General features: G+C 74.5%; 18 protein-coding genes and 1 riboswitch. Of the genes, 4 read left to right on the top strand and 14 right to left on the bottom strand.

Going from position 1 to position 23,271, the window contains the following annotated elements; all coding sequences use genetic code 11:
* Positions 1–85: 85 nt before the first annotated feature.
* The gene (locus ACI79Y_RS00990; protein WP_457156701.1) at positions 86–859 is read right to left on the bottom strand and encodes an SDR family oxidoreductase; all 774 of its coding nucleotides are present in this window, start codon (positions 857–859) and stop codon (positions 86–88) included.
* A gap of 43 nt (positions 860–902) precedes the next feature.
* Between ACI79Y_RS00990 and sigJ the strand changes: the two genes are divergently transcribed.
* The 3 genes from sigJ to ACI79Y_RS00975 all read left to right on the top strand — a co-directional run bounded on the left by sigJ (position 903) and on the right by ACI79Y_RS00975 (position 7,677).
* Positions 903–1,754, top strand: a complete 852-nt coding sequence (gene sigJ / locus ACI79Y_RS00985) for an RNA polymerase sigma factor SigJ (RefSeq protein ID WP_457156700.1) — start codon at positions 903–905, stop codon at positions 1,752–1,754.
* A gap of 75 nt (positions 1,755–1,829) precedes the next feature.
* Complete coding sequence (locus ACI79Y_RS00980; protein ID WP_457156699.1) at positions 1,830–7,259, top strand: DUF4011 domain-containing protein; 5,430 nt, start codon at positions 1,830–1,832, stop codon at positions 7,257–7,259.
* A gap of 133 nt (positions 7,260–7,392) precedes the next feature.
* On the top strand, positions 7,393–7,677 hold the full coding sequence (locus ACI79Y_RS00975; protein ID WP_457156698.1) for a Fe-S cluster assembly protein HesB: 285 nt from the start codon (positions 7,393–7,395) through the stop codon (positions 7,675–7,677).
* Positions 7,678–7,767: 90 nt separating this feature from the next.
* Here the strand turns inward: ACI79Y_RS00975 and ACI79Y_RS00970 are convergent, their stop codons facing one another.
* Both ACI79Y_RS00970 and ACI79Y_RS00965 read right to left on the bottom strand, forming a co-directional pair.
* Positions 7,768–8,406: a DUF4352 domain-containing protein gene (locus ACI79Y_RS00970; protein WP_457156697.1), complete on the bottom strand. Its 639-nt coding sequence runs from the start codon at positions 8,404–8,406 to the stop codon at positions 7,768–7,770.
* Positions 8,407–8,680: 274 nt separating this feature from the next.
* Positions 8,681–9,874, bottom strand: a complete 1,194-nt coding sequence (locus ACI79Y_RS00965; protein ID WP_457156711.1) for a DUF222 domain-containing protein — start codon at positions 9,872–9,874, stop codon at positions 8,681–8,683.
* 521 nt (positions 9,875–10,395) lie between these two features.
* Positions 10,396–10,531: riboswitch (cyclic di-AMP (ydaO/yuaA leader) on the top strand.
* 17 nt (positions 10,532–10,548) lie between these two features.
* Here ACI79Y_RS00965 and ACI79Y_RS00960 point away from each other — a divergent pair.
* Positions 10,549–11,082, top strand: a complete 534-nt coding sequence (locus ACI79Y_RS00960; RefSeq protein WP_457156696.1) for a C40 family peptidase — start codon at positions 10,549–10,551, stop codon at positions 11,080–11,082.
* A gap of 57 nt (positions 11,083–11,139) precedes the next feature.
* Here the strand turns inward: ACI79Y_RS00960 and ACI79Y_RS00955 are convergent, their stop codons facing one another.
* The 11 genes from ACI79Y_RS00955 to ehuC form a co-directional block, all read right to left on the bottom strand.
* Positions 11,140–11,526 (bottom strand): DUF2267 domain-containing protein, encoded by a 387-nt coding sequence (locus ACI79Y_RS00955; protein ID WP_457156695.1) that lies wholly within the window; start codon positions 11,524–11,526, stop codon positions 11,140–11,142.
* Between the two features lie 71 nt (positions 11,527–11,597).
* A complete protein-coding gene (locus ACI79Y_RS00950) occupies positions 11,598–12,704 on the bottom strand; it encodes an enolase C-terminal domain-like protein (protein WP_457156694.1) in 1,107 nt (368 codons plus the stop codon).
* Entirely contained in the window at positions 12,701–12,970 is a 270-nt protein-coding gene (locus ACI79Y_RS00945; protein ID WP_457156693.1) for a hypothetical protein, read from the bottom strand. Before ACI79Y_RS00945 ends, ACI79Y_RS00950 begins: the two co-directional genes overlap by 4 nt.
* 27 nt (positions 12,971–12,997) lie before the next feature.
* Positions 12,998–16,099, bottom strand: coding sequence for an FAD-binding and (Fe-S)-binding domain-containing protein (locus ACI79Y_RS00940; protein WP_457156692.1), 3,102 nt, complete (start codon positions 16,097–16,099; stop codon positions 12,998–13,000).
* A gap of 2 nt (positions 16,100–16,101) precedes the next feature.
* Positions 16,102–17,889, bottom strand: coding sequence for a thiamine pyrophosphate-requiring protein (locus tag ACI79Y_RS00935; RefSeq protein ID WP_457156691.1), 1,788 nt, complete (start codon positions 17,887–17,889; stop codon positions 16,102–16,104).
* 101 nt (positions 17,890–17,990) lie between these two features.
* Positions 17,991–18,524: a hypothetical protein gene (locus tag ACI79Y_RS00930; protein WP_457156690.1), complete on the bottom strand. Its 534-nt coding sequence runs from the start codon at positions 18,522–18,524 to the stop codon at positions 17,991–17,993.
* 142 nt (positions 18,525–18,666) lie between these two features.
* On the bottom strand, positions 18,667–20,448 hold the full coding sequence (locus ACI79Y_RS00925) for a GmrSD restriction endonuclease domain-containing protein (protein WP_457156689.1): 1,782 nt from the start codon (positions 20,446–20,448) through the stop codon (positions 18,667–18,669).
* A 152-nt stretch (positions 20,449–20,600) separates the two neighbouring features.
* Positions 20,601–20,729 (bottom strand): hypothetical protein, encoded by a 129-nt coding sequence (locus ACI79Y_RS00920; protein WP_457156688.1) that lies wholly within the window; start codon positions 20,727–20,729, stop codon positions 20,601–20,603.
* A gap of 373 nt (positions 20,730–21,102) precedes the next feature.
* Positions 21,103–21,867, bottom strand: coding sequence for an ectoine/hydroxyectoine ABC transporter ATP-binding protein EhuA (ehuA, locus tag ACI79Y_RS00915; protein ID WP_457156687.1), 765 nt, complete (start codon positions 21,865–21,867; stop codon positions 21,103–21,105).
* A gap of 37 nt (positions 21,868–21,904) precedes the next feature.
* Positions 21,905–22,570 (bottom strand): ectoine/hydroxyectoine ABC transporter permease subunit EhuD, encoded by a 666-nt coding sequence (gene ehuD / locus ACI79Y_RS00910; protein ID WP_457156686.1) that lies wholly within the window; start codon positions 22,568–22,570, stop codon positions 21,905–21,907.
* Positions 22,567–23,268, bottom strand: a complete 702-nt coding sequence (ehuC, locus tag ACI79Y_RS00905) for an ectoine/hydroxyectoine ABC transporter permease subunit EhuC (protein ID WP_457156685.1) — start codon at positions 23,266–23,268, stop codon at positions 22,567–22,569. The genes ehuD and ehuC overlap by 4 nt, the downstream gene beginning before the upstream one ends.
* Between the last annotated feature and the right edge of the window lie 3 nt (positions 23,269–23,271).

Genomic DNA, 23,271 nt, shown 5'->3' with positions numbered 1-23,271 from the left:
CGGGTGGACGGGAACGGGCGTCGTCGGGTTCGGCCATGGTGCCCGCGTGCCCAGCGGACCGCGGTCGCAACCACGGATCGCCAGGTCAGCGCACCCGGGCGGCGTCTCCGGCGAGCCACTCGGTGAAGGTGATCCGGCCGCGGTCGGCCCCCGGCGCGGGGACGAGGCTGCCGTCGCGCATGCGCCGGCCGGCGGCGCCGGGCAGCGGCACCCGCAGCACCCGGCGGCGCTGCCCGGTCGCGGCGAGGTACTGGCGGACCAGGTCGGCGAGCTCGGCCTCCTCCGGACCGCCGAGGTCGGTCACCCGCCCGCGCGGCGCCCCCTCGGCGAGCGCCACGAGCGCCCCGGCCACCTCGCTCGCGGCGACCGTCGCCGCGCGCAGGGCCGGGACGACGACGAACGGCCCGACCGACGTCCGCGCGACCATCTGCGCGGCGAACTCGTGGAACTGGGTGGCCCGCAGCAGCGTCCACGGCACCGGGCCGGCGGCGACCAGCCGCTCCTGGGCGACCTTGCCGGCGTAGTAGCCGCTGGTCTCCCCGTCGATGCCGACGATCGACAGCGCGACGTGGTGCCCGACGCCGGCGGTCTCCTCGGCGGCCAGCAGGTTCTCCGTGGCGCGGGTGAAGAAGTCGACCGACACCCGGGCCTTCGTGGTGACGACGCTGGTGACGTCGACGACCACGTCGGCGCCGGCGAGCGCCTCGGCCAGCCCCACCCCGGTGACGACGTCCTGCCCGGTGCCGCGCGAGAGCGGGACGACGGTGTGCCCGGCCGCCCGGGCGTGCGTGACGACGTGCGTGCCGACCACCCCGGTGGCCCCGGCGACGGCGATCCTCAACTGCTGCGGTGTTGTCATGCCCTGTTGACGACGCAGCCCCCCGGAGTGTGAGGCTGCTCGGGTGACGGTGGAGGAACAGCGCGGGCACCTGATGGGCGTGGCGTACCGGATGCTCGGCACGGTGGCCGACGCCGAGGACGCCGTCCAGGAGACCTTCGCCCGCTGGTACCGGCTGACCGACGAGGAGCGGGCGGCGATCGCACAGCCGACCGCCTGGCTGACCCGGGTGGTGAGCCGGGTGTGCCTGGACACGCTCGGATCGGCGCGGGTCCGGCGGGAGCGCTACGTCGGTGAGTGGCTGCCCGAGCCGGTGCCGGTCGACGCGGTCGACGACCCGGCCGAGCGGGCGGCGCTGACCGACTCGGTGGGGCTGGCGCTGCTGGTCGTCCTGGAGTCGCTGACCCCGGCCGAGCGGGTCGTGTTCGTGCTGCACGAGGTGTTCGCGGTGCCGTTCGGCGAGATCGCCGAGGCGGTCGGGCGCTCCCCCGCGGCGTGCCGGCAGCTGGCGACGTCCGCGCGCCGCCGGGTCGACGCCGCCCGGTCCGGCACCCCGCCGCGGGCGCGGCGCGACGAGGTGGTGCGGGCCTTCGCCGCGGCCTGCGCCGACGGCGACCTCACCGCGCTGGTGGCGGTGCTGGACCCGCAGGTCACGCTGCGCTCGGACGGCGGGGGGCTGGTCAGCGCGGCCCGCAACCCGGTGCGGGGGTCCGCGAACGTGGCGCGGTTCCTGCTCGGGCTGCTGGCGAAGAACCCCGACGTCACCCTGGAGGAGATGACGACCGGGGACGGCGTCGGCTGGCTCTGGCGGGACGGCGACGCCGTCCGCGGGCTGCTCGTCCTCGGCGTCACCGGCGACCGGGCCACCGACGTCTGGATCGTGCTGAACCCGGAGAAGCTCACCCGCTGGGCCTGAGGCGCTCGGGACCTCATCCGTCACATCCCGGCCGGGCTACCGGACTCCCCGGTCCCGCCGGGGTAGACAGTCTCCATGGGCGACTCCCCGTGCCCGCAGCAGCCGGTGACGATCGAGGCCGAGTGCGTCCCCGTGCTGGGCGAGGCGCTGGCCTCCCTCGCCGTCCCGGTGGTTCCCCGGCTGGTCCTCACCGCGGCGCAGGAACGGCTGGGTGCCCGCGTCACCGTCGCCGTCACCAGCAACGGACGGGCGCTCGCCGCGCCGGTCGAACTGCGCACCGATCTGCTGCCCGGCCGGCCCACCGTGCTGCTCGACGTCCCGCTGCTGCTCGACCCGGCGGCGATGGGCGCGGCCGACGACCCCGCACGGGGCCGCGTCGAGGTGCGGGTCGAGCACGACGACGAGCTGCTGGCCCGGGCGAGCACCCAGGTGCGGGTGCTCGGTGCCGGGCAGTGGCTGGCCGCGCCGGCTCCCCTGGCGCTGGAGCTGCTCGCCGCGCACGTCCGCCCCGACGACCCGGCGGTGGCCGGGCTGGTCGGCGCCGCCGCCGACCACCTGCGGCAGCGCACCGGCCGCCCCGAGCTGGCCGACGTCGACCCCGCGCAGCTGGACCAGGCCGCGGCGGCGATCGTCGAGGCGATGCGGCGCCGCGGGATCCGCCCGCTGCCGGCCGCCGCCTGCTGGGCCGACGTGCCGCAGCGGGTCCGCACCCCCAGCGAGGTGCTCGACGAGCGCGCCGGCACCGGCCTGGACACGGTGCTCACGCTCGCCGCGGCGTTCGAGCACGCCGGGCTGCGGCCGCTGGTGTGGGTCACCGCCGACGACGCCGGCCCCGCGCACGCCTTCCTCGGCTGGTGGCGCGGCGGCCCGGGCGCCGCGCACACCGCGACCACCGACGTCGCCGGGCTGGCCGAGCTGGTCGCCGACGGCGCGATCCAGCTGGTCGAGCCGGCGCTGCTGCACGCCGGCGCCCCGCCCGCGACCTTCGGCGACCTGCACCGGACGGCGGCCGCCACCTGGCTCACCGGCGACCGGCACCAGCTGCTCGGGGTCACCGACGTGCACCGGGCCCGGGCCGACGGCGTCCGGCCGCTGGGACCGCGCCCGCGCGCGGCGACGCCGCTGGCCACGGCACTGGCCACCCTGCCCGCCCCGCAGCCGCTGGACCTCACCGCCGCCCTCCCCCTCACCGTGCCCGCCGGGCGGCTGCCGGTGCTCGCCGAGCGGCTGGCCGACGGCGCCCCGCTGACCCTGCTGCCCGCCGACCAGCTCGGCGCCGCCGCCCGCCGCCGGGGCATCCGCGCCGCCCGCGACCTGCCGACGCACCAGCTGGCCGAGCTGCTGACCGAGCACGGCGGCCTCTACACCGAGCTGCCGTCGGCCGGGTACGCCGAGCAGGTCGGCGCGCTGGCCGAGCGGGCCCGGGCGGTCGTCGCGGAGTCCGGCACGAACGACCTGTGCCTGGCGCTCGGCTCGCTCTCCTGGGAGCCCGACGGCCGATCGGTGCGCGCCCCGCTGGTGCTGGTGCCCGTCGTGCTCACCGCCGGCGCCAACGGATCGTTCCGGCTGGTCACCGACCCGACCGGGGGCACCACCGTGAACGCCCAGCTGTTCGCCGAGCTGCGCCGTCGGCACGGCGTCGCGCTGACGGTGCCGGCCGAGCCGGACCCGGCCGCGGTGGTGGTCGCGGTGCGCCAGGCGCTGGCCCGCAGCGGGGCGTCGGCGCGGGTCGAACCGACCGCGGACCTCGCGCTGCTGCCGGCCGCGGCCTCCCGGGTGCGGCAGGACGCCGAGCACCTCGGGGCCGCTGCGCTGCGCAACCCGCTGGTGCCGGTGCTGCTGCGACCCGGCCAGCCGTTCTCGCCGCAGGACCCGGCCGATGCCGACCTCGACGAGTTGGCGCCGACCCTCCCCCTGCCGGCCGACGCGAGCCAGCTGGCGGCGGTCGCCGACGCGCTCGCCGGGCGCACCTTCGTGCTGCTCGGCGCGCCGGGCACCGGGAAGGTGCAGACGGTGGCGAGCACCGTCGCCGCGGTGACCGCGGCGGGCCGGCGGGTGCTCGTGGTGGCGCCCCGCCGCGACGCGCTGGACGCCGTGGCCGCGCGGCTGGCCGACGCCGGCCTCTCCGCCCTGGTCACCGGCGACCCGGCACCCGAGCTGCTGCGCTCCGACGTCCCCGACCTGCGCCCGCTGCGGGAGCAGCTGGCCGGGTACGCCGCGCGGCTGCACGCGCCCAACTCGGCGGGCCTGTCGCTGTACGACGCCTCCGCCGCGCTGCTGGCGGCCGGTTCCGCGGTCCCGTCGCTGCCGGTGCCACCCGCGTTCGTGGTCAACGCCTCCGCCCGGACGACGGCGGCGGTGCGGGCCGCCCTCGCCGACCTCCCGGAGGTGGCCGCCCGCACCGGGCCCCGCCCGGGGCACCCGTGGGGGTTCCTCGACTCCGCCGACGTCGACCCGGTGGCCGTGCAGGCCGCGGTCCGCGCCGTCGACGGGGCGCTGGACGCCGTGCCCCCCGGCCCGGTGGCCCGGGTGGTGGCGGCCGCCCCGACCCCGGCCGACCTGACCGCCGTCGCCACCCTGCTCGACGGTCCGGCCGTGCCGCTGGCCGACCTGGACCGCGCGGGCACCGCGGAGTGGGAGGAGGAGGTCGCCGAGCTGCGCGCCGACGTCGCCCTGTTCTGCGCCGAGGAGCACCCGGGGCTGGACGTCGCCGATCCCGCGGTGCTGGACCTGCCGCTGGCCGCGATCGCCGAGAACGCCCGGCAGGCGGCCGCCTCGGGCCGGATCGGCCGCGGCAAGCGGCTGGCCGCGGTGCTCGCCGAGCTGGCGCCGGCCCTGCTGCCGGACGCGCAGGTGCCGCCCGCCGAGGTGCCGGTGCTGGCCGACGAGCTCCTCGCCGTGCAGGCCGCCGCCCGCGAGCTCGCCGCGCGGGCCCGGGAGCTGCCCGGGGTGGACCTGCCGTGGAACTGGAACCCGTTCACCGAGGTCGACCGGTTCGACGCCCAGGTCGAGGCGGTCCGCGGGCTCGCCGCGGCGCTGCGGGCGAACCCGGCGCACACCCCGGCGCTGCGCCGGTTCCTCGACACGGCGTCCCTCCCCGACCCCGCCCGCGCGGCCGCCGTCCGGGCGCTGCAGCGGGCCTTCGCCGAGCTGCCGGGTGCCTGCGCGACCACCCCGGAGCGGCTGCTGGCCTGGGCCGGTGACCGCCGGCTGGTTGCGCGCTGGGAGGAGACCCGGGCCGGGCGGGCGATCGAGGAGTTCGGCCTGCCGTCGCTGGCGCACTGGCTGGACCTGCTGCGCGCGGTGCACCTGCTCGACGCCGCCGGGCTGACCGGGATGCGGGACGCGCTGGTCTCCGGGGCGGTCCCGGCCGACCAGGCGGTCGACGCCTTCGACCGGGGGCTGGCCGAGGCATCGGTCGCCGAGCGGGCCGCAGCCGCCGGGCTGACGGCCGCCGATGCCCGCGCGCAGGAGACGGCGGTGCGCCGGTTCCTCGCGGCGTCCGCCGCGACCCGGGCCACCGCCGCCGGGCGGGTGCTGTCCACCGCGACCCCGGGCAGCTGCGTGCTCGCCACCCCCGACGAGGTGGCCCGGCTGCTGCCGCCCGAGCCGGGCTCCTTCGACCTGGTGGTGTTGGCCGACGCCGGCCGGCTCCCGGTGGCTGACGCGCTGGGTTCGCTGGGGCGGGCGACCGTTGCGGTGGTGGTCGGCGGTCAGCCGGCCGCGGACGACGACGGCCTGCTGGCCGCCTGCCTGCGCGCCGGGGTGCCTCGACGCGAGCTGTCCTGGCACCACCGCAGCGAGAGCGAGCTGCTGTTCGCGGTCCCGAACGCGGCGCACCGGGTGGGCACCTTCCCCTCGGCCGTGCCGGGGCCGGCGCTCGCGCTGGTGGCGGTGGATGGCCGCTTGGCGCAGACCGGGCCCTCCGCGGGCACGAACGAGGCGGAGGCGGCGGCGGTGGTGGCCGAGGTGGCGCGGCGGTTCGCCGACTCCCCCGGGGCGGCGCCGTCGGTCGCCGTCCTGACCCTGCACGCCGCGCAGCGCCGGCTGGTCGAGGCGCTGCTGCGCGCTGCGCCCGATCCCCGGCTCGGCGCGGCGCTCTCCTCCGGTCACCTCCGGGTGGGCGAGGTCGGGTCGGTGCGCGGCGGCGAGTCGGACCTCGTGCTGCTGTCCCTCGGGGCCTCGCTGGACGAGCGCGGGGAGCTGCCGCTGGACCTCGGCCCGCTCAACCGGACCGGCGGGGAACGGCGGCTGCGCGCCGCCGTCACCCGGGCCCGCCGTCAGCTGCTGGTGTTCGCGTCGTTCCCGCCGGCGGCGTTGGTGCCGGCGAGCACCGCGCAGCGCGGTGTGCGGGAACTGCGCGCGTTCCTGGACGTCGTCACCGACGGTGCCGCGGCGGCGCCCCGGGACGGTGCGCCGGCACCGGTGCCCGACGCGCACCGCGACGACGTCGCGGCGGCGCTGCGGGACCGCGGGCTGGCGGTGCGGACGGACGTCGGGCTGTCCGGGTTCCGCGTCGACGTGGCGCTGGCCCCGGCCGGCGAGCCCGGGCGGCCGCGGGTGGCGGTGCTGCTCGACGGGCCGGACGACGCGGCGACGCTGGGCGACCGCCTGGAGCTGCCGGTGCGGGCGCTGACCGCGCGCGGCTGGGCGGTGGAGCGGGTGTGGCTGCCGGAGTGGCTGGCCGACCGGGAGGCCGTGCTGGACCGGCTGGCGGACGCGGTTCGGGCTGCGCAGCCGCCGGCGGCGTTGCCGGCGCCGCTGCAGCCCGCGCGTGCTGGAGGTGACGCGCCGGACCCGGCCCCGGCATCAGGGCCTGTCGACGCGCCGCGTCGGGTGCCGGCGCGCCCGCTGGTGCCGCCGGTGCGGCTGCCCGGTGAGGAGCCGTTCGTGCCGTGGACGCCGGGCCCGGCGGGCGAGCCGCGGGACCTGCGCCGGCTGGACGACCCGGCGATCGCACGGCTGGTGCGGGACCTGCTGGTCGACGGGGTCGCCGCGGAGGGGCCGGTGCACCGGGAGCGGCTGGCCCGGCGGGCGGCGCGGGCCTTCGAGGTGCCGCGGCTGACCGATGCGCGGATGGCGGAGCTGCTGGCGCTGCTGCCCGACCCGGCGGCGGAGTGGCTCTGGCCGGAGGGGCTGGACCCGGCCTCGTGGGCAGGGTTCCGCCGGCAGGGCTCGGCGGGTGACCGGCCGCTGGAGCACGTGCCGCCGGAGGAGATCGGGAACGCGATGGTGGCGCTGCTGCGGTCGAGCGGCGGGTTGACGCACGAACAGCTGGTGGCGCAGACGCTGGCGGTGTTCGGGCACCGGCGGCTGCACCCGGTGCTGATGCCCTCGCTGGAGGCAGGGCTGGCGCACGCGGTGCGGGCAGGTCGGGTGACGCGCGCGGGCAGCGGCCAGCCGATCACCGCGACCGACGCGGTGGGTGCAGCGAGCGCGGTGGGTGCAGCGGGCGCGGTGGATGCAGCAGGCGCGGTGGGCGCGGGCTTCTTTGCGGGTGCGTGACGAGGCTTGACCCCGCCCCGGGCGCCGGGGAGGTTGGGGGGTGCGAGGCGAACCGTCTCCGGTCGACCGCCTTGTCCGCCGGCCACCGACGTCCGGCGGGCTCGGCCCCCTGCAACCGAGAGGACCCCGCACGATGCTGACCCTCACCAACGGCGCCGCAACAGCGATCAAGGGCATCCTCGGCCAGTCCGAGGTGCCCGACTCCGGCGGGCTGCGGATCGCCAACGACCCGACCGGCGCGAACCTGGAGCTGAGCCTGGCCGCCGTGCCCGCCGAGGACGACGCGGTGCTCGACGAGTCCGGTGCGCGGGTCTTCCTGGACCCCCGCGCCGCGGAGCTGCTCGACGACAAGACGCTCGACGCCGCCGCCGGCCCCGACGGCTCGCTGCAGTTCGGGATCGGCGAGCAGATCGTCTGACCCGCAGCACCCGAACGACGACAGCGCCGCCGAGGAGCGATCCTCGGCGGCGCTGTCGCATGTCGGAGCTCGGTGGCTCCGTCGATCAGGTCACTGCAGGTCGACGGTCACCCCGCCGGAGAAGGCGGAGTCGTGCAGCTCGATGGCGGTCGGAACCGTGCCGGCCGGGACATCGAACACGACCTTGCTCGTCAGGCTGTTGCCCGGGTTGATCTCCTCGTACAGCGACGAGGAGTCATCCAGGTAGATGGCAGCCTCACTGTCGGCGGAGAACTCCTGCCCCTGGGCGTTGAAGAGCTTGGCGTTGTCGCCGAAGAAGCTCTGTGCCTTGTCGCCGATGTTGGTGATGGCGACGTCGACGATGCAGAACTGGCCCTGCGCCGTGGTGTTCAGGTACTCGTTGCCGATCTCGGTCGTGCTGCAGTCGACGCCGTTCACCACGAAGTTGAACTTGCCGTCGGCAGCCGGCTCGCCGATGCCGGGGTTGCCCGGCTCCTCTTCGACGGCGATCTCCTCAGCGGTGGGAGCTGCGGCGTCCTCGGCCGGAGCAGCCCCATCGGACGTGCTGTCACTGCTGGCCGAGGCGGTGGCGTCCTCGGTGTCGGTGCCGCCGAGGTTGGCGCCAATCACAAGGACCGCGATCACCGCAAGGACGATGAACCAGGCGCGCTTGTACAGCGGCTTCTTGCCCGTGGCCTGGGCCTGCTCCGGCGCGGGTGCGTCGGTCATGTCGTGCTCCCCGTTGTCTGTGGACGTTCTGTTCCGAAACTAGGTCCAGAGGGAGCGCTTTCAGGCAGGCGAACTCCACCAAAGACACCCTGGAAGCTGGCAGATCCCGCTCATCGACGCTTCTTGCGCCTCGCGTGTCACGCCATCCCCAACCAGCCGCCGGCAGCGATCTCGGAGCACCCCGACAGGCCGCTCACCAATCGTCGCGGCAGGTCATGCCGACGGATCTCCAGACACGCGGGAGGGCGGAAGTAAGGGTGCCCCGAAAAGGCAATCAGGTGAGCAGCGGTCCGATGAGGATTTCGCTGCCGTCGGGTCGCCAGGTACGCCATCGGCCGTTGGGTTGTCGCTCCACCCGGAAGCCGTGGTGGACCTTGGTGTGGTGCCGTTCGCACAGCAGTGCGGAGTTGCTCAACGACGTCTCACCACCGTGCAGCCAGTGGATCAGGTGGTGGACGTCGCACCACCAGGTCGGGGCGCCGCAGCCGGTGAACACGCAGCCCTTGTCCCGCCGTTCGACGGCCCGCCGTAGTCCGGGGGTGACCACCCGGTGGTCCCGACCCAGGTCCAACGGGGTTCCGTCGGGGCCCATCACAATCCGGGAGATGCTCCCGTCGCAGGCCAGGTAGCGGGCGCGGGCGGCGGAGATCGTCGCCCCGAACCCCGTCTGCGTAGCCCCCGGGCCGGTCGCGTCCTCGACGAGGTCGTCCAGGTCGATTCCGACCACCACGTGCGGCTTCACCGTCCGCAACGTCGGCAGGTTCCCCGAGGCGAGTTGGTTGTCGCAGAGCTGCACGAGTGCGTCGGCGTTCTGCTGGGCGCGGGTCCGCTCGTCACCCTTGGGGCGGTTGGCCTGCACGATCGACTCGATCGCGGCTTGCACCTTCTCCCCACCCACCGCATCCAGGTCGAACCGACCGGTGACGCTGCCGTCAGCGTGCTTGGCGATCGACAGCCGCCGCCCTTCGGTCGGGTCCGGCTCCGGCCCGTCCGGGTCGAGCGCTTCTTCGAAGGCCCGCACCGCCGCACCGAGCGAGGCGTGCGGCGCCTCCCGCGCCACATCCGCCCACGCCTGATCGAACGCACCCAGGTCGATCCCCTGCTCCGCGGCCTGCTCCCGCTCCCGCTCCCCCACCGCAGACGCCACGACGTCGACCTGGGCGGCGGTGATCGCCCCGTCCGCGAACCCTCCGGCCATCGCGGGGTAGTGCTCCAGCGCCCGCCCGGCCCGCACCACCCGTGACGCCTCCGCCGCCGACAACCGCGCGTGCCCGATCAGCCACGACCGCATCGACGCCAACCCGTCCCGCTCGGCCGCCTGCGCGAGCTCACAGGCGCGCACCGTGCGGGCCAGCTCCGCCGCCGCCCGGTTCTGCAGCTGCACCAGCTCGCCCACCCGGTCCAGCAGCTCACCATCGCCGAACGCGTGCAGGTCCTCGGCCGCTAATGCGTCCAGCGCGGCCGACAACGGCGACCCGAACAACCCCTCCAAATCATCGGCGGGCAACTCCGCGACCACGTTCGGCGCAGGGGCGTCCAGCGTCAGTACGTCGCTCACGACACCCCCTTCGCCATTCGAATCTATGTTCGAACACTAGCGCAGTCAGCGCCTCATCTCCACCCGAACCCGCAGGTCAGACGCCTGTCCACAGGTCAGACAACCCCCCTTGACGGTAGCGGCCCGACCGCTCACGACCGAGCCATCTCCCGAGGGTCGGGCCGTTCGTCAGCTGGTTAGGTTCTGAACACGACGCGTTGTCACGCGCCGCCCCTTCATCAGTTCGCAACTTCCCGAGAAACGCCGGGGCCGGCCTCACGTTTGCCACGGTCACGACGGCGAGTCGCAGTCCGAGACCGTCCGGATCCGGCCGACGACGGCGGCTGCGGACCACCAGATCGCCACCTAGCGTCGTCGCGGCCGACCGGGTCCGACCGTCACCGCACCTGGTGACACCCGGACGGCACCGCCGAACCGGACGTCGGCTGCGCACGCTGCAGCCGCCGCCTGGACCGGGGACCCACCGCAGTTCCGGGGTGAAGCGCGGCCGCACGCACGTGTGGCCGCGCCGGGCGAGTTCCCCGCCCGAACCCGTCAGCTAACTCGGTAGGCGGTTGAGGAGAACAAGGAGAACTCGTCGTTCCATGACGACCCTGCGCACCACCTCTGCTCGTCGTTCCACCCGCTCGGCCAAGGGCGCGCTGATCGCGTTGCTCACCGGCGCCGGCGTGGTGCTCACCCCGCTCGCCGCCCAGGCCAACGCCGGGGGCGCCGCCCCGCCGGCCACGGCTCCGATCGCCGCGCCGGTCGCGGCGACGGCCGCACCGACCTCCGCCGCCCAGGTGGTCATCGACACCGCGATGGCCCAGCTCGGCAAGCCCTACGTGTGGGCCGGGGCCGGTCCGAACGTCTACGACTGCTCGGGCCTCACCCAGTTCGCCTTCCGGGCGGCCGGCGTCGACCTGCCGCACTCGTCGCGGATGCAGTCCACCATGGGCGTGCACGTCGACCGGGCGCACCTGCAGCCCGGTGACCTGGTCTTCTACTACTCCCCCGTCGGGCACGTGGGCATCTACCTGGGCGACGGGCTGATGGTGCACGCGCCGACCAGCGGTGACGTCGTCCGCGTCGCCAGCATCGACATGTGGGGCTACAACACCGCGCGTCGGCTGGTCTGAGTTCCTCCCCTCCGGGTCGCCGGCGTCGCTCCGGCGACCCGGAGGGGCAGCCGGTCGTCAGTGGTGCGCGTTCTCGGTGTGCGTGAGGTCGCCGTAGTCGTCGGGGAGCTGGTCGAGCACGTGCAGGTACTCGGAGCCCACCGCTTCGCGGAGCCCGGCGGTGACCGCACGCGCGTGCTGCCGCGCCTGCTCCGGGGTGCAGCCCTGCCCCTCGAGTTCGGCGACGCGGCCGTAGAACTCGGTCAGGCCGAAGCGCTCGACCGACCCGTCGGTGGGCATCGCCGAGGCGAGCTCGGGCGGCAGCTGGGCGGCCAGGTCCTTCGCCTCGGTCGACAACCGCTGCCCGAGCACGGTCAGGGTGGCCCGGACGGCCTGCTCGGCGTGCTCGTGATCGGGGATCCGAGCCGACTGCTGCACCGCGGACACGAACTCGTGCGTCTTCATCTCGTCCTCCCGTCTGTCGTTCCTGCTGGTCCGGAGCGCGCTCGTCGTGCGTCCGGTGTCGGGTCCGGCGGTCAGCCGACCCGGAGGTCGTCGAGCTCACCGGCGCGCAGGGTCAGCCCCAGGCCGGGTGCGTCCGCGGCCGGGCGGACCCGGCCCGCCATCGGGTCGGGCACCCCGTCGAACAGCCGGTGCTCGAACCGGGCGTGGTCGTGGAACCACTCCAGGTGGCGGAGGTTGGGTGTGGCCAGGGCGAGGTGGGCGTGCAGGGTGGGCACGCAGTGCGCGGACACCTCCAGCGAGTGCCCGGCGGCCAGCGCGCTGGCCCGGAGCCACTCGGTGACCCCGCCGCAGCGGCTGGCGTCGACCTGCAGGCAGTCGACGGCCCCGGCGCCGCACAGCCCGGCGAAGTCGGCCAGGCGGGCGCCGTACTCGCCGGCCGCGACGTCGCAGTCCAGGTCCTCCCGGACCAGCCGGAGACCGGCGAGGTCGTCGGAGGACACCGGTTCCTCGAACCAGACCACCCCGAGGTCGTCGAGCTCCCGGCCGACCCGGACCGCCTGCTTGGCGGTGTAACCACCGTTCGCGTCGACGAGCAGGGCGACGTCGTCCCCCACGACCTCGCGGGTCAGCCGGGTGCGGTGCAGGTCCCGGTCGACCGCGGTGCCCCACGACTCCCCGATCTTGATCTTCACCTGGTCGTGCCCCTGCGCCAGCCACCCGTCCAACTGGTCCCGGGTGACCCCGTCGTCGTAGCTGGTGAACCCGCCGCTGGCGTACACCGCGGCGTCCTCGCGCACCGCCCCGAGCAGGCCGGTGAGGGGGACGTCCAGCACCCGGGCCTTCAGGTCCCACAGCGCGGTGTCGACCGCCGAGATGCCCATCGCGACCAGGCCGGGCACCCCGGCGTTGCGCGCCGCCCGCGCCATGGCGTGCGTCGCCGCCGGTGGGTCGAGCGCGCGGTGGCCGACCGCGACCTCCGCCAGCAGGCCGCGGACGACCTGGGCCACGGTGGCGTCGGCGTACGTCCACCCCACCCCGGTGCGCCCGGCGCCGTGCGCCTGGACGACGACGGCGGTGGTGGCGTCCCAGCTCAGCGTGCCGTCCGCCTCGGGATGGTCGGTTGGCAGCCGGTAGGCGGCGACGTCGAGCGCCTCCACCCGCGCCTCGAGCCCGATCACCACGGCACCAGCCCGACGACCAGCCAGACGATCGCGACCACCAGCACGACCCAGAGGACGTCGGCGAGCAGCCCCCAGCTGCGTTCCTCCACCAGCGTGGGGTCCTCCGCCGGGTCGACCGCCGGGTCCGCGCTCGTGGCGCCGGACGGGCGGCCCCGGTAGTAGGAGGGGTAGGGCGCCCCCCACCCCCGGTAGCCCCAGCCGTAGGCGAGCGGGACCAGGAACAGCAGGACCACGAACAGGAACCAGAGCCAGAGCCAGAGCACGAGAGCACTCCTCTCTCTCGGTGGTCGTCAGGACGAGAGCAGGCGGCGGGTGGTCGCCACGGTGCCGGCCGCCACCGCACCGGCGGCCGCGGCGGCGCCGAGGAGCGCGGATCCCTGCGCGACCCGGCCCGGGGGGCGCGGGCGGCCGGCCAGCACCTGCTCGGGGTGCTCGGTCATCCGTGCCCCCTCGACCAGGCCGGCGAGCGCCTCGGCCAGGTGCACCGCCCGCCGCCCGGTGTCGCCCTGCTCGATCTGGGTGCGGCAGCTGAAGCCGTCCGCCAGCACCACCGACCGGCGGTCGCCGTCGCGCACGGCCGGCAGCAGCACCTGCTCACCGCAGGCCATGGAGACCTCGTGGTGGCCGCGCTCGAACCCGAAGTTCCCGGCGAGCCCGCAGCACCCGGAGTTCAGCACGTCGGCGTCGAACCCGGCCTTGTCCAGCAGCTCGCGGTCGGCGTCGAACCCCATGATCGAGTGCTGGTGGCAGTGGGTCTGCACCATCGCCGCCCGCTCGGCCGGTGGTGGTGACCAGTCCGGCGCCCGCTCGGCGAGCAGCTCGGCGAGAGTCCGGGTGCTCTCGGCGAGCCGGCGCACGTCGTCGTCCCCGGGGAGCAGCTCGGGCGCGTCGGCCCGGAACACCGCGATGCAGCTGGGCTCCAACCCGAGGACCGGGACCCCGTTCCGCACCGCGGGGCCGAGCGCCTGCGCCGTGCGCCGCAGCACCTGGGAGGCGACGTCGAGCTGCCCGGTGGAGATCCAGGTGAGCCCGCAGCAGAGCTCCTGCTCCGGCAGCCGCACCCGGAAGCCGGCGTCCTCCAGCACCGTCACCGCGGCCCGGCCGATGGCCGGGTGGAAGAACTCGGTGAAGGTGTCCGGCCACAGCAGCACCTCACCGCGCCGGCCGTCGCCGCGCGGGCCCCGCGCCCGGTACCAGTGGGTGAACCGCTCGGAGGCGAACAACGGCAGCTCCCGCTCGGGGGTGATCCCGCCGGCGGCCTGCACGAGCCGGCGGAGCCCCGGGGTCTGGGTGGCGGCGTTGACCAGGCCGGGGGCCGCTGCCGCGACGCGGGCCACCAGGGGCAGCCAGCCCAGCGAGTAGTGGGTGCGCGGACGGAGCCGGCCGGCGTAGTGGTGGGAGAGGAACTCCGCCTTGTAGGTGGCCATGTCGACGTCGACCGGGCAGTCGCTCTTGCAGCCCTTGCAGGCCAGGCAGAGGTCGAGGGCGTCCCGGACGGCGGTCGACCGCCAGCGGTCGCGGATGACGTCGCCGCGGAGCATCTCGAACAGCAGCCGCGCCCGGCCCCGGGTGGAGTGCTTCTCGTCGCCGGTCACCTGGTAGCTCGGGCACATCACCGCGCCCTCGGCGCCCTCGCCCAGCGTGGCCCGGCACTTGCCGACGCCGACGCACCGGGCGGCGGCCTGCGCGAACGAGCCGCCGTCCTCGGGGTAGCCGAAGGTCACCTCCGGCTCCCGCGCCGGGTGGTCGTCGGGGAGCCGCAGGTCGGCGTCCAGCGGCCGCGGCGCCACCACCTTGCCCGGGTTCATCCGGTTCTCCGGGTCCAGCAGCGCCTTCATCCGCTCGAAGGCGCCGATCAGCTCCGGAGGGAACATTCGGCTGAGCAGCTCGCCCCGCACCTGGCCGTCACCGTGCTCACCGGACAGCGAGCCGCCGTACCGGGTGACCAGGTCCGCGGCCTCCTCCAGGAACGCCCGGTAGGCCGCGGCACCGCCGGGGGAACCGAACCCGAAGGGGATCCGCAGGTGCACGCAGCCGTGCCCGAAGTGCCCGTACGTGGACGCCGGGGTCAGCCCGTGCCGGTCCAGCAGCTCGCGCAGCTCGGCGAGGTAGGGCCCCAGGTCCTCCGGCGCCACCGCGGAGTCCTCCCAGCCGGGCCAGGTGTCGCGCCCGGTCGGCGGGTGCGCCGTCGCGCCGAGCCCGGCCTCCCGGAAGGCCCAGAGGTCGGCCTGCTCCGCGGGGTCGTCCAGCACCAGGACCGACGGCGGCTCCGGCGCCGCGCAGACGTCGGCCACCAGCCCGTCCATCCGCCGGCCGAGCTCGTCGGGGTCGTCGTCGGCCAGCTCGACGAGCAGCCAGCCGTCGCCCTCGGGCAGCTTCTCCAGCGCCCGCGGGTTCATCCCCTCCTCTGCCTGGTTCCGGCGCAGCACGTCGTCGACGCCCTCCAGCCGGTGCGGCCGCCAGGGCAGCACCCGGGTGACCTCCTCGCCGGCGGTCACCACGTCCGGGTAGCCGAGCACGGCCAACCGCCGGTGCCCCGGCAGCTCGGAGAGCAGCAGCTCGGCACGCAGGACGGTGACCAGCGTGCCCTCGCTGCCGACCAGCGCCCGGGCCACGTCGAAGCCGTGCTCCGGCAGCAGCGCGTCCAGGTTGTAGCCCGACACCCGCCGCGGGATCTGCGGGTACCCGGTGCGGATCTGCGCCAGGTGCTCGTCGCGCAGCCGGCGCAGCCCGACGTAGACCTCGGCCCGCCGGCCGCCGGCGGCCACGATCTCGGCGTGCTCCTCGTCCGAGGTCGGGCCCACCCACATCCGGGTGCCGTCGGCGAGCAGCACCTCCAGCCGGGCCACCTTGTCCACGGCCTTGCCGTAGGTCTGCGCCGAGGCGCCGCAGGCGTTGTTCCCGAGCATCCCGCCGACCGTGCAGGTCCAGTGGGTGGCCGGCTGCGGCCCCCAGGTCAGACCGTGCTCGGCCAGCCGGTCGTCGAGGTGGTCCAGCACCATGCCGGGCTCCACCACGCACCGGCGTCCGTCGACGTCGAGGGACTCCAGCCGGTTGCAGTACCGGCTCCAGTCCAGGACGACGGCGGCGTTCGTCGTCTGCCCGGACAGGCTGGTGCCGCCGCCCCGGGACAGCAACGGGACGCCGTGTTCCCGGCAGACCGCCACGGCCTCGACGGCGGCGTCGACCGTGCGCGGTTCGACCACGCCCAGCGGCGGGATCCGGTAGTTGGACGCGTCGGTCGAGTAGGCGGCGCGGGTGCCGGCGTCGAACCGGACCTCGCCGTCGACGCGCCGGCGCAGGTCAGCGGCGAGCGCCGACACGTCCACCCGGGAGTCGCCCGCCCCGTCCCACGGCCGGACGGTCGGCGATGGGAGGTGTGCGGTCGACATGGTCAGCTCCGGTTGGGCAGGAACTCCTGCATCTTGGTCCTGGTGCCCTGCTTGACCACGCCCCAGGCGTCCTCGTCGCCCTTGAGCAGCGACTTCGCGGTGTCGGTCATCTGCTCGAGCGTCGCGTGCGGCGGGATCGGCGGGACGTCGGCGTCGACGTGCACGTCGAGCAGCGCCGGCCGGCCGGCAGCCAGCGCGCGGTCCCAGGCCGGGCCGATCTGCTCGGGGTCGTCGACCGTGATCGCCTCGAAGCCCAGCCCGGCGGCGAAGTCGGCGTAGGAGACGTCGGGCAGCGTCTGCGAGTCGGCGAACTTCGGCGCCCCGCCCATCGCCCGCATCTCCCAGGTGACCTGGTTGAGGTCGTTGTTGTGCAGCACCGCGACCACCAGGCGCGGGTCGCGCCACTCCCGCCAATAGCGGGCGATCGTGAGCAGCTCGGCCAGGCCGTTCATCTGCATGGCGCCGTCACCGGCGAAGGCGATGACCGGTCGGTCGGGGTGGCCGAACTTGGCGCCGATCCCGTAGGGCACGCCCGGGCCCATGGTGGCCAGGGTGCCCGACAGGGAGCCGCGGTTGTCCGGCCCGAAGCGCAGGTGCCGGGCGTACCAGTTGGCGGCGGAGCCGGAGTCGGCGGTGACGATGGCGTTGCCGGGCAGCCGGCCGTTCAGCTCGGAGAACAACCGCATCGGGTTGACCGGATCGGCGTCGGTGTTCGCCCGCTTCTCCATGATCCCCCACCAGCGGCGGATGCCGTCCTCGATGCCCTCGCGCCAGGACCGGTCCTGCTTGCGCTCCAGCAGTGGGATGAGCGCGCGCAGCGTGGTGGCCGCATCGCCGACGAGGTTGAGCTCGTACGGATACCGCATCCCGATGAACTTGGCGTCGTGGTCGATCTGCACGCCGCGGGCCTGGCCGTACTCCGGGAAGAACTCGCTGTAGGGCAGGTTCGAGCCCACCGTCAGCAGCGTGTCGCAGTCCTTCATCATCTCCCAGGTCGGGCGGGTGCCCAGCAGCCCGATGGAGCCGGTGACGAAGGACAGGTCGTCGGGGAGCACGTCCTTGCCCAGCAGCGCCTTGGCGACGCCGGCGCCGAGCAGGTCGGCGACCTCGACGACCTCGGCCCTGGCGCCACGGGCACCCTGACCGACGAGCACGGCGACCTTGCTGCCGGAGTTCAGCAGGTCGGCCGCCGCCCGCAGCGAGGCGTCGTCCGGCACCACCGTCGGGGACGAGGTGCGCCCGAGGCTGGAGGGCACCATCTTGTGCTCGTGCGTCGGCGGGCTGTACTCCAGCTCCTGCACGTCGGCCGGGATGATCACCGCGGTGGGGGCGTGCTCCGCCAGCGCGGTGCGGATCGCCCGGTCGATGACGTTGGGCAGCTGCTCCGGGACGTTCACCTCGTGCACGTAGTGGTGCGCGACGTCCTTGAACAGCGACAGGAGGTCGACCTCCTGCTGGTACGAGCCACCCATGGCGCTGCGGTCGGTCTGCCCGACGATCGCGACGACCGGGACGTGGTCGAGCTTGGCGTCGTACAGGCCGTTCAGCAGGTGGATGGCACCAGGACCGGAGGTGGCCATGCAGACCCCGACGCGGCCGGTGAACTTGGCGTACCCGACCGCCTCGAAGGCGGACATCTCCTCGTGGCGGGACTGGATGAACTGGAGGTCGTCCTGCTCGCCGAACGACGCGAGGATCCCGTTGATCCCGTCGCCGGGGTAGGCGAAGACCTTGTCCACCTCCCATTCGGAGAGGCGGTTCAACAGGACGTCGGCGACTGTCTGACTCATGGCGAGATCCCCTCGCGTCGACTGCTTCGTCCACCCTGGGGCCTACCCGCCTCTTGCGTGTGACCCAAACCTCGATGGTGCGGGATTCGGGCCAGCGGCGTTCAGGCTGCCTGCGCCAGGCGGCCGACGGTCGGCCAGCCGGGCGGCAGCGCCCGGGTGGCCTCGCCGCCGCGAGGGGCGAGGAAGGGGCGGGTGAGCCGCTCCTTCTCGATCCGGTCCCAGGCGGTCAGCAGCTCGGCCACCCAGCGGGCCAGGGTGAGCGCTTCGCTGGCCAGCGGGTCGCCGGCGGTCTCCGGCCGCGGCCGGGTCGGGATGCGCGGCCAGCGCGGGGTGACCAGGCTCCGCTTGGACGACGGCAGCGACGCGACGTGCGCGGCGAAGGCGGCGTCGAGCGCGCTGGTCTCGGCGACGATCGCGACGGCCAGGGCGGCGGCGTCGGCACCGGGGCCGAACCGCAGCGAGGCCTTCTCGGTGGGCACCAGGATCCGGCCGACGAGCAGCCGGGCGATCCGGTCGTCGTCGGAGGGCAGCACCCAGGCGCCCGCCATCGTCGACTCGAGTCCCTCGCCGACGTTGACGTGCCAGCCGACCACCCGGTCCTCGACCGGCTGGTCGATGACGACGATCCCGCGCATCCCGCTTCTCCTGACTCCGGTGCAGCCGTGTTGCTGCGCAGCATCGAGGACGTTGCTGACAGAAACCGCCGAATCACGGCGCCGTTGCCGAGTCGTCACACCACTCGTCCCGCGAGTCACACGCGACCCGCTGGGGTTGCGGCTACTCGCAGGCGACGCCGTCCTCGTCCCGGTCGAACTTGTCCTGCCACCCCGGCTGACCGCGGTAGATGGGGTCTGCGCCGGCGGCCTTCACCTCGGTGCAGTTCGCGTAGGACGGGCCGGGCGCGGGAGCCGGTGCGGGAGCCGGTGCGGGAACGGGCTGTGGGGCCGGCGCCGGGGCCGGGGAAGGGGCCGGGGCAGGGGCCGGCTTGGGAGCTGCGGTCGTCGCCCGCGGCGCAGGGGCGGGGGCGGGGACGTTGGCGACCACGCCGCCGGGCAGCGGCTCGGCCGGGCAGGTGGCGAGCACGGTGGCGATGGCGTTGCGCTCGGCCTGGGTCATCCAGAGCCCGTAGCTGACCTTCACCGCGACCTGCCGGGCGACGTACGTGCAGCGGTAGGACTTGTTCGGCGGCAGCCAGGTGGCGGCGTCGCCGTCGCCCTTCTGCATGTTCAGCGGCCCGTCGACGGCGAGCAGGTTGAGCGGGTCGTTGGCGAAGGCGGTGCGCTTGGTGGCGTCCCAGCCCTGCGCGCCGGTCTGCCAGCTGTTGGAGAGCGCGACGACGTGGTCGATCTGCACGTCGGAGCTGGTGTCCTGGCCGCGCTGGAAGGCGATGGTCGTCCCCGAGTAGGGGTCGGCGAGCGAGCCGGTGAGGACGACGCAGCTGCGGGTGCCGGGCTTGAACGTCTCGGCGGTGAGGTCGCGGGCGAGGACGTCGTTTCGGGTGTCGCAGCCGTTGCGGTCGACGTCGGTCCAGGCGGAGCCGAAGGCGTCGCGGTCGTAGCCGGTCTTCGGGGCGCGGCCCTTGACCTCGACGGCGGCCAGCGCGGCGAGCGCGGTGGTGGGCTGCGCGGCGGTGACGGCGGCGTTCGCGTCGGCGTCGGTGAGCAGTCCGGTGGTGTTCTCGGCCGCGTTCGCGGCCTCCTGCGTCTCGGCGCGGGCCAACTCGGCCTCGGCGGCGGCGATGGCGGCTTCGTCGTCCGCGGCGGAGCTGGTGGCCGGGGCGGTGGACGGCTGCGTCGAGGTGGCCGCGGCCGGGGTGGTGTCCGGCGCGGTGGCGCCGCCGGCGAGCAGCAGGACGGCACCGAGAGCGGCGACCCCGCCACCCATGGCGCGGGAGGCGATGAGCGCCCAGCGGGCGCGGCCGACCACGAGCGCGCCGAGGCCGAGGACGAGGACGCCCAGGCCGGTGGTCATCAACGCGCCCGAGACGCCTCCGGCGGCGGCGCCGAGGACGAGCAGCAGCAGCACGAAGCTGCCGACCAGCGCGGGCGCGAGGGACCGGCGGTTCGCCGGTGCGGCGGACGGCTCGGGCGCGACGGCCGGCTCGGGCGCGACGGCCGGCTCGGGCGCGGAGACGGCCGGCAACTCGCGGGTGGGCGGGGGCGCCGGCAGCGTGAACTCGGCGGTTCCGGGTGCCGCCGCCGCGACCGGTTCTCCCGTGGCGACGCCGCGGAAGGTCGCCAGGATCCGGGACGGATCGGCGCTGCCGAACGGGAACTGCACGTCGCGCGGCCGGACGACGGCGCCGGGCAGGCTGGTCGCGGTCTCCCGGACGGCGGCGCCGGCGGCGGTGAGCCGCAGGGCGTCGACGTAGAGGGTGACCGGCTGGGCCGTCGGTGCGTCGTGGACCAGGCGGAGGTACCGCGCAGAGCCGGTGGGCTCGGCGACGGTGAACCCGAGGTCGATGGCCTGCTGCACGACCGGGCGGACCGGGGTGCCCGGGTTCCGGGCTTCCCACTGCGCCAGGAGCTGCTCGATGGCGGACTCGGACTGGAACGACATGCGCTGCCCCCCGTGACGCTGCTGTGGCCTCCCATGGTCAGGCGGCGGGCGCACCGTCCAGCGCAGGACAGGCCGGCGCAAGCTCCCCCACCCCACCCGTCCCGCGGACCCCAGCGAGGACGGCGGTTGCGATCAGGGACGACGCGAGTCGATCAGGCGGTTCGGCGTGCCGCCTCGCGGAACGTGTCGGCCAGCAGCAGCCCTTCCGCGTAGGCGAAGCGGTTGCGCACGCCCGGAACGTGGCGCCGGTGAACCTCATCGAGGTCGATCGGACCGCTCACGCGGAGACCATGGGCAGCGGAGCTCGCTGTCAGCCGACTCCGCCACCGCGACGTCGCCCGCGAAGGGCGACGACCAGCGCGGAGACCGGAATGACCGGACCGGCCGCGGGTGCGATGACCACGAGGCGCACGACACCACCCGGGGGACCGGGGCATCGAGGAGCAGTCCCGGATGTTCGGCCCGCCCGTCCCCGGCGAAGCACAGGGACCTGGTCGAGAAGGACGGGCCCCGACCGCGCCACGACGACCGGGGCTCCCCACCGTGACGGCGGGGAGCCCCGGAGCCGAGCGTCAGCTCACTGCGGGTCGACGGTGACTCCGCCGCAGCACGCCGGGTCCGGCGGCTCGATCGCCGTCGGGTCGGTGCCTGCGGTCACCGCTCCTCGAGGACAGCCTTGAGGAACGTGCGCGTGCGGTCGTGGTCGGGGTCATTGAAGATCTTCTCCGGCGGGCCGTCCTCGACGATCACCCCGGAGTCGAACATCATCACGCGGTGGGAGACGTCGCGCGCGAAGTGCATCTCGTGCGTGACGATCAGCATGGTGATGTCCGTGGTCTCCGCGATGTCGCGCAGCACGTTGAGGACGTCGACCACCAGCTCCGGGTCGAGCGCGGACGTCACCTCGTCCAGCAGCAGGATCTCCGGCTCCATCGCCAGTGCCCGCGCGATGGCGACCCGCTGCTGCTGGCCACCGGACAGCTGGGTCGGGTGGGCGTCGGCGCGGTCGACCAGACCGACCTTGCCCAACAGCTCTTCACCCCGCGCCCGCGCCTCGGCCTTGCTGAGCCCGAGGACGGAGACCGGCGCTTCCATGACGTTCTCGATGACCGTCATGTTCGGGAACAGGTTGAACTGCTGGAAGACCATCCCGATCCGCTGCCGGGCCTTGCGGAGGTACTTCTCCGACGCCGGGACCAACCGGTCCCCCTTGCGCTCGTGGGTGAGCGGCTCCCCGTTGACCCAGATGACGCCCTCGGTCACCTCCTCGAGGGTCATCAGCAGGCGCAGGATCGTCGTCTTCCCCGAGCCCGAGGGGCCGATGAGGGTGACCCGCTCCCCCGGTGCGACGGTGAAGTTCATGCCGTCGAGCACGGTGTTGTCGCCGAAACGCTTGACGACGTCCTGGAAGCGGATCATCGCGTCCGACTCCCCTGGGGGGAGCGACGCTGCTGTCTCAGTAGCCAAGGCGGGTCTCCAACCTTCTCAGCACGACCGACGTGGGGTAGCTCGCCGCCAGGAAGATCAGGCCGGCGATGGTGATCGGCTCGATGTAGCGGTACTGCTCCGCCGCGAGCTGGTTGGCGACCGTCACCATCTCGAGCACCCCGATGACGATCAGGAAGGGGGTTTCCTTGAACAGGGCGATGACCTGGTTGCCGGTGGCGGGCAGCACCCGACGGACCACCTGCGGCAGCACCACCGCTCGCCACGTCCGTCGCGGCGGCAGGGACAGCGCGACGCACGCCTCCCACTGGCCCTTGGGCACGGCGTCGATGCCCGCCCGGTAGACCTCGGACATGTAGCAGGCGTAGTGGACGCCCAGCACGAGGACGCCGGTCATCAGGGCGCTGATCCGGATCCCGATCGCCGGCAACGCGTAGTACACGAAGAACAGCTGGATCGGGATCGGCGTGCTGCGGACGAACTCGACCAGTCCGTACACCGGCCAGGAGACCGCCCGGGTCCGCGACCGCCGGCCCAGCGCGAGCACGAGCCCCAGGACGACGGCGATCAGCGACGCGGCCGCGGTGATGCCCAGCGTCAGCTTCAGGAACGCGGTCACGAGCTCCGGGAGGACGTCGAACGCGTACTCCCAGTTCCACAACGATCTCTCGTTCACGAGTTCGCCACCGCCTGCGGATCGGCGGTCACCGTCACGGCTCGGGGTCCCCTGCCGACCTTGGCCGCCGCGCGGTTCTCCCAGAACCGCATACCGGCGAGCAGCAGCTGGGCGAGGATGAAGTACACGACGAGTGCGATCCCGAAGGCCGCGAGGCTGCCGAGTTCGAATCGCAGCTGGTTGACCTCGAAGGTCAGGTCGGTGACACCGACGATGAACAGCAGGGACGAGCTCTTCAGGATCTGCACCAGCAGGTTGCCGAACGGCGGGATCATCTCGGGGATCGCCTGAGGGATGAGGATGCGTCGCATCCGCTGGACCCGCCCCAAGCCCAGGGCGACGGTGGCCTCCCACTGGGCAACGGGTACCGACGTGAGGGCCCCGCGGACGATCTCGGACCCGTAGGCACCGAAGTTGAGGGCGAACGCCAGGGTCGCGGCGGCCATGGCCTCGAAGCGCAGACCCAGCTGGGGCAGCACGAAGAAGATCCACAGCAGCTGCACGACCAGCGACGTGCCGCGGAAGAACTCGACGACGGCCCGGGTCACGCCGCGGACGACCACCGACCGGGACATGGCCAGCAGGCCGAACACGAACGAGACGACCAGCGCGGAGACCGCGGCCAGCAACGTGTAGAGGATGGTGATGCCGACCCCCCGCAGGAACAGGGGGCCGGCATCGATCAGCTCCTGCAGCAAGGG

It is taken from the genome of Modestobacter sp. SYSU DS0875 (assembly GCF_054050915.1).
This window is presented reverse-complemented; position numbering and strand designations above follow the sequence as displayed.

What these genes read in the sequence shown, in the direction of transcription:
- ACI79Y_RS00955 (WP_457156695.1), bottom strand. Translation starts at nt 11,526, where the DNA reads ATGAAGACGCACGAGTTCGTGTCCGCGGTGCAGCAGTCGGCTCGGATC.
- ACI79Y_RS00930 (WP_457156690.1), bottom strand. Translation starts at nt 18,524, where the DNA reads ATGCGCGGGATCGTCGTCATCGACCAGCCGGTCGAGGACCGGGTGGTC.
- ACI79Y_RS00940 (WP_457156692.1), bottom strand. Translation starts at nt 16,099, where the DNA reads ATGTCGACCGCACACCTCCCATCGCCGACCGTCCGGCCGTGGGACGGG.
- ACI79Y_RS00960 (WP_457156696.1), top strand. Translation starts at nt 10,549, where the DNA reads ATGACGACCCTGCGCACCACCTCTGCTCGTCGTTCCACCCGCTCGGCC.
- ACI79Y_RS00925 (WP_457156689.1), bottom strand. Translation starts at nt 20,448, where the DNA reads ATGTCGTTCCAGTCCGAGTCCGCCATCGAGCAGCTCCTGGCGCAGTGG.
- ACI79Y_RS00970 (WP_457156697.1), bottom strand. Translation starts at nt 8,406, where the DNA reads ATGACCGACGCACCCGCGCCGGAGCAGGCCCAGGCCACGGGCAAGAAG.
- ACI79Y_RS00980 (WP_457156699.1), top strand. Translation starts at nt 1,830, where the DNA reads ATGGGCGACTCCCCGTGCCCGCAGCAGCCGGTGACGATCGAGGCCGAG.
- ACI79Y_RS00990 (WP_457156701.1), bottom strand. Translation starts at nt 859, where the DNA reads ATGACAACACCGCAGCAGTTGAGGATCGCCGTCGCCGGGGCCACCGGG.
- ACI79Y_RS00935 (WP_457156691.1), bottom strand. Translation starts at nt 17,889, where the DNA reads ATGAGTCAGACAGTCGCCGACGTCCTGTTGAACCGCCTCTCCGAATGG.
- ACI79Y_RS00975 (WP_457156698.1), top strand. Translation starts at nt 7,393, where the DNA reads ATGCTGACCCTCACCAACGGCGCCGCAACAGCGATCAAGGGCATCCTC.
- ehuA (WP_457156687.1), bottom strand. Translation starts at nt 21,867, where the DNA reads ATGATCCGCTTCCAGGACGTCGTCAAGCGTTTCGGCGACAACACCGTG.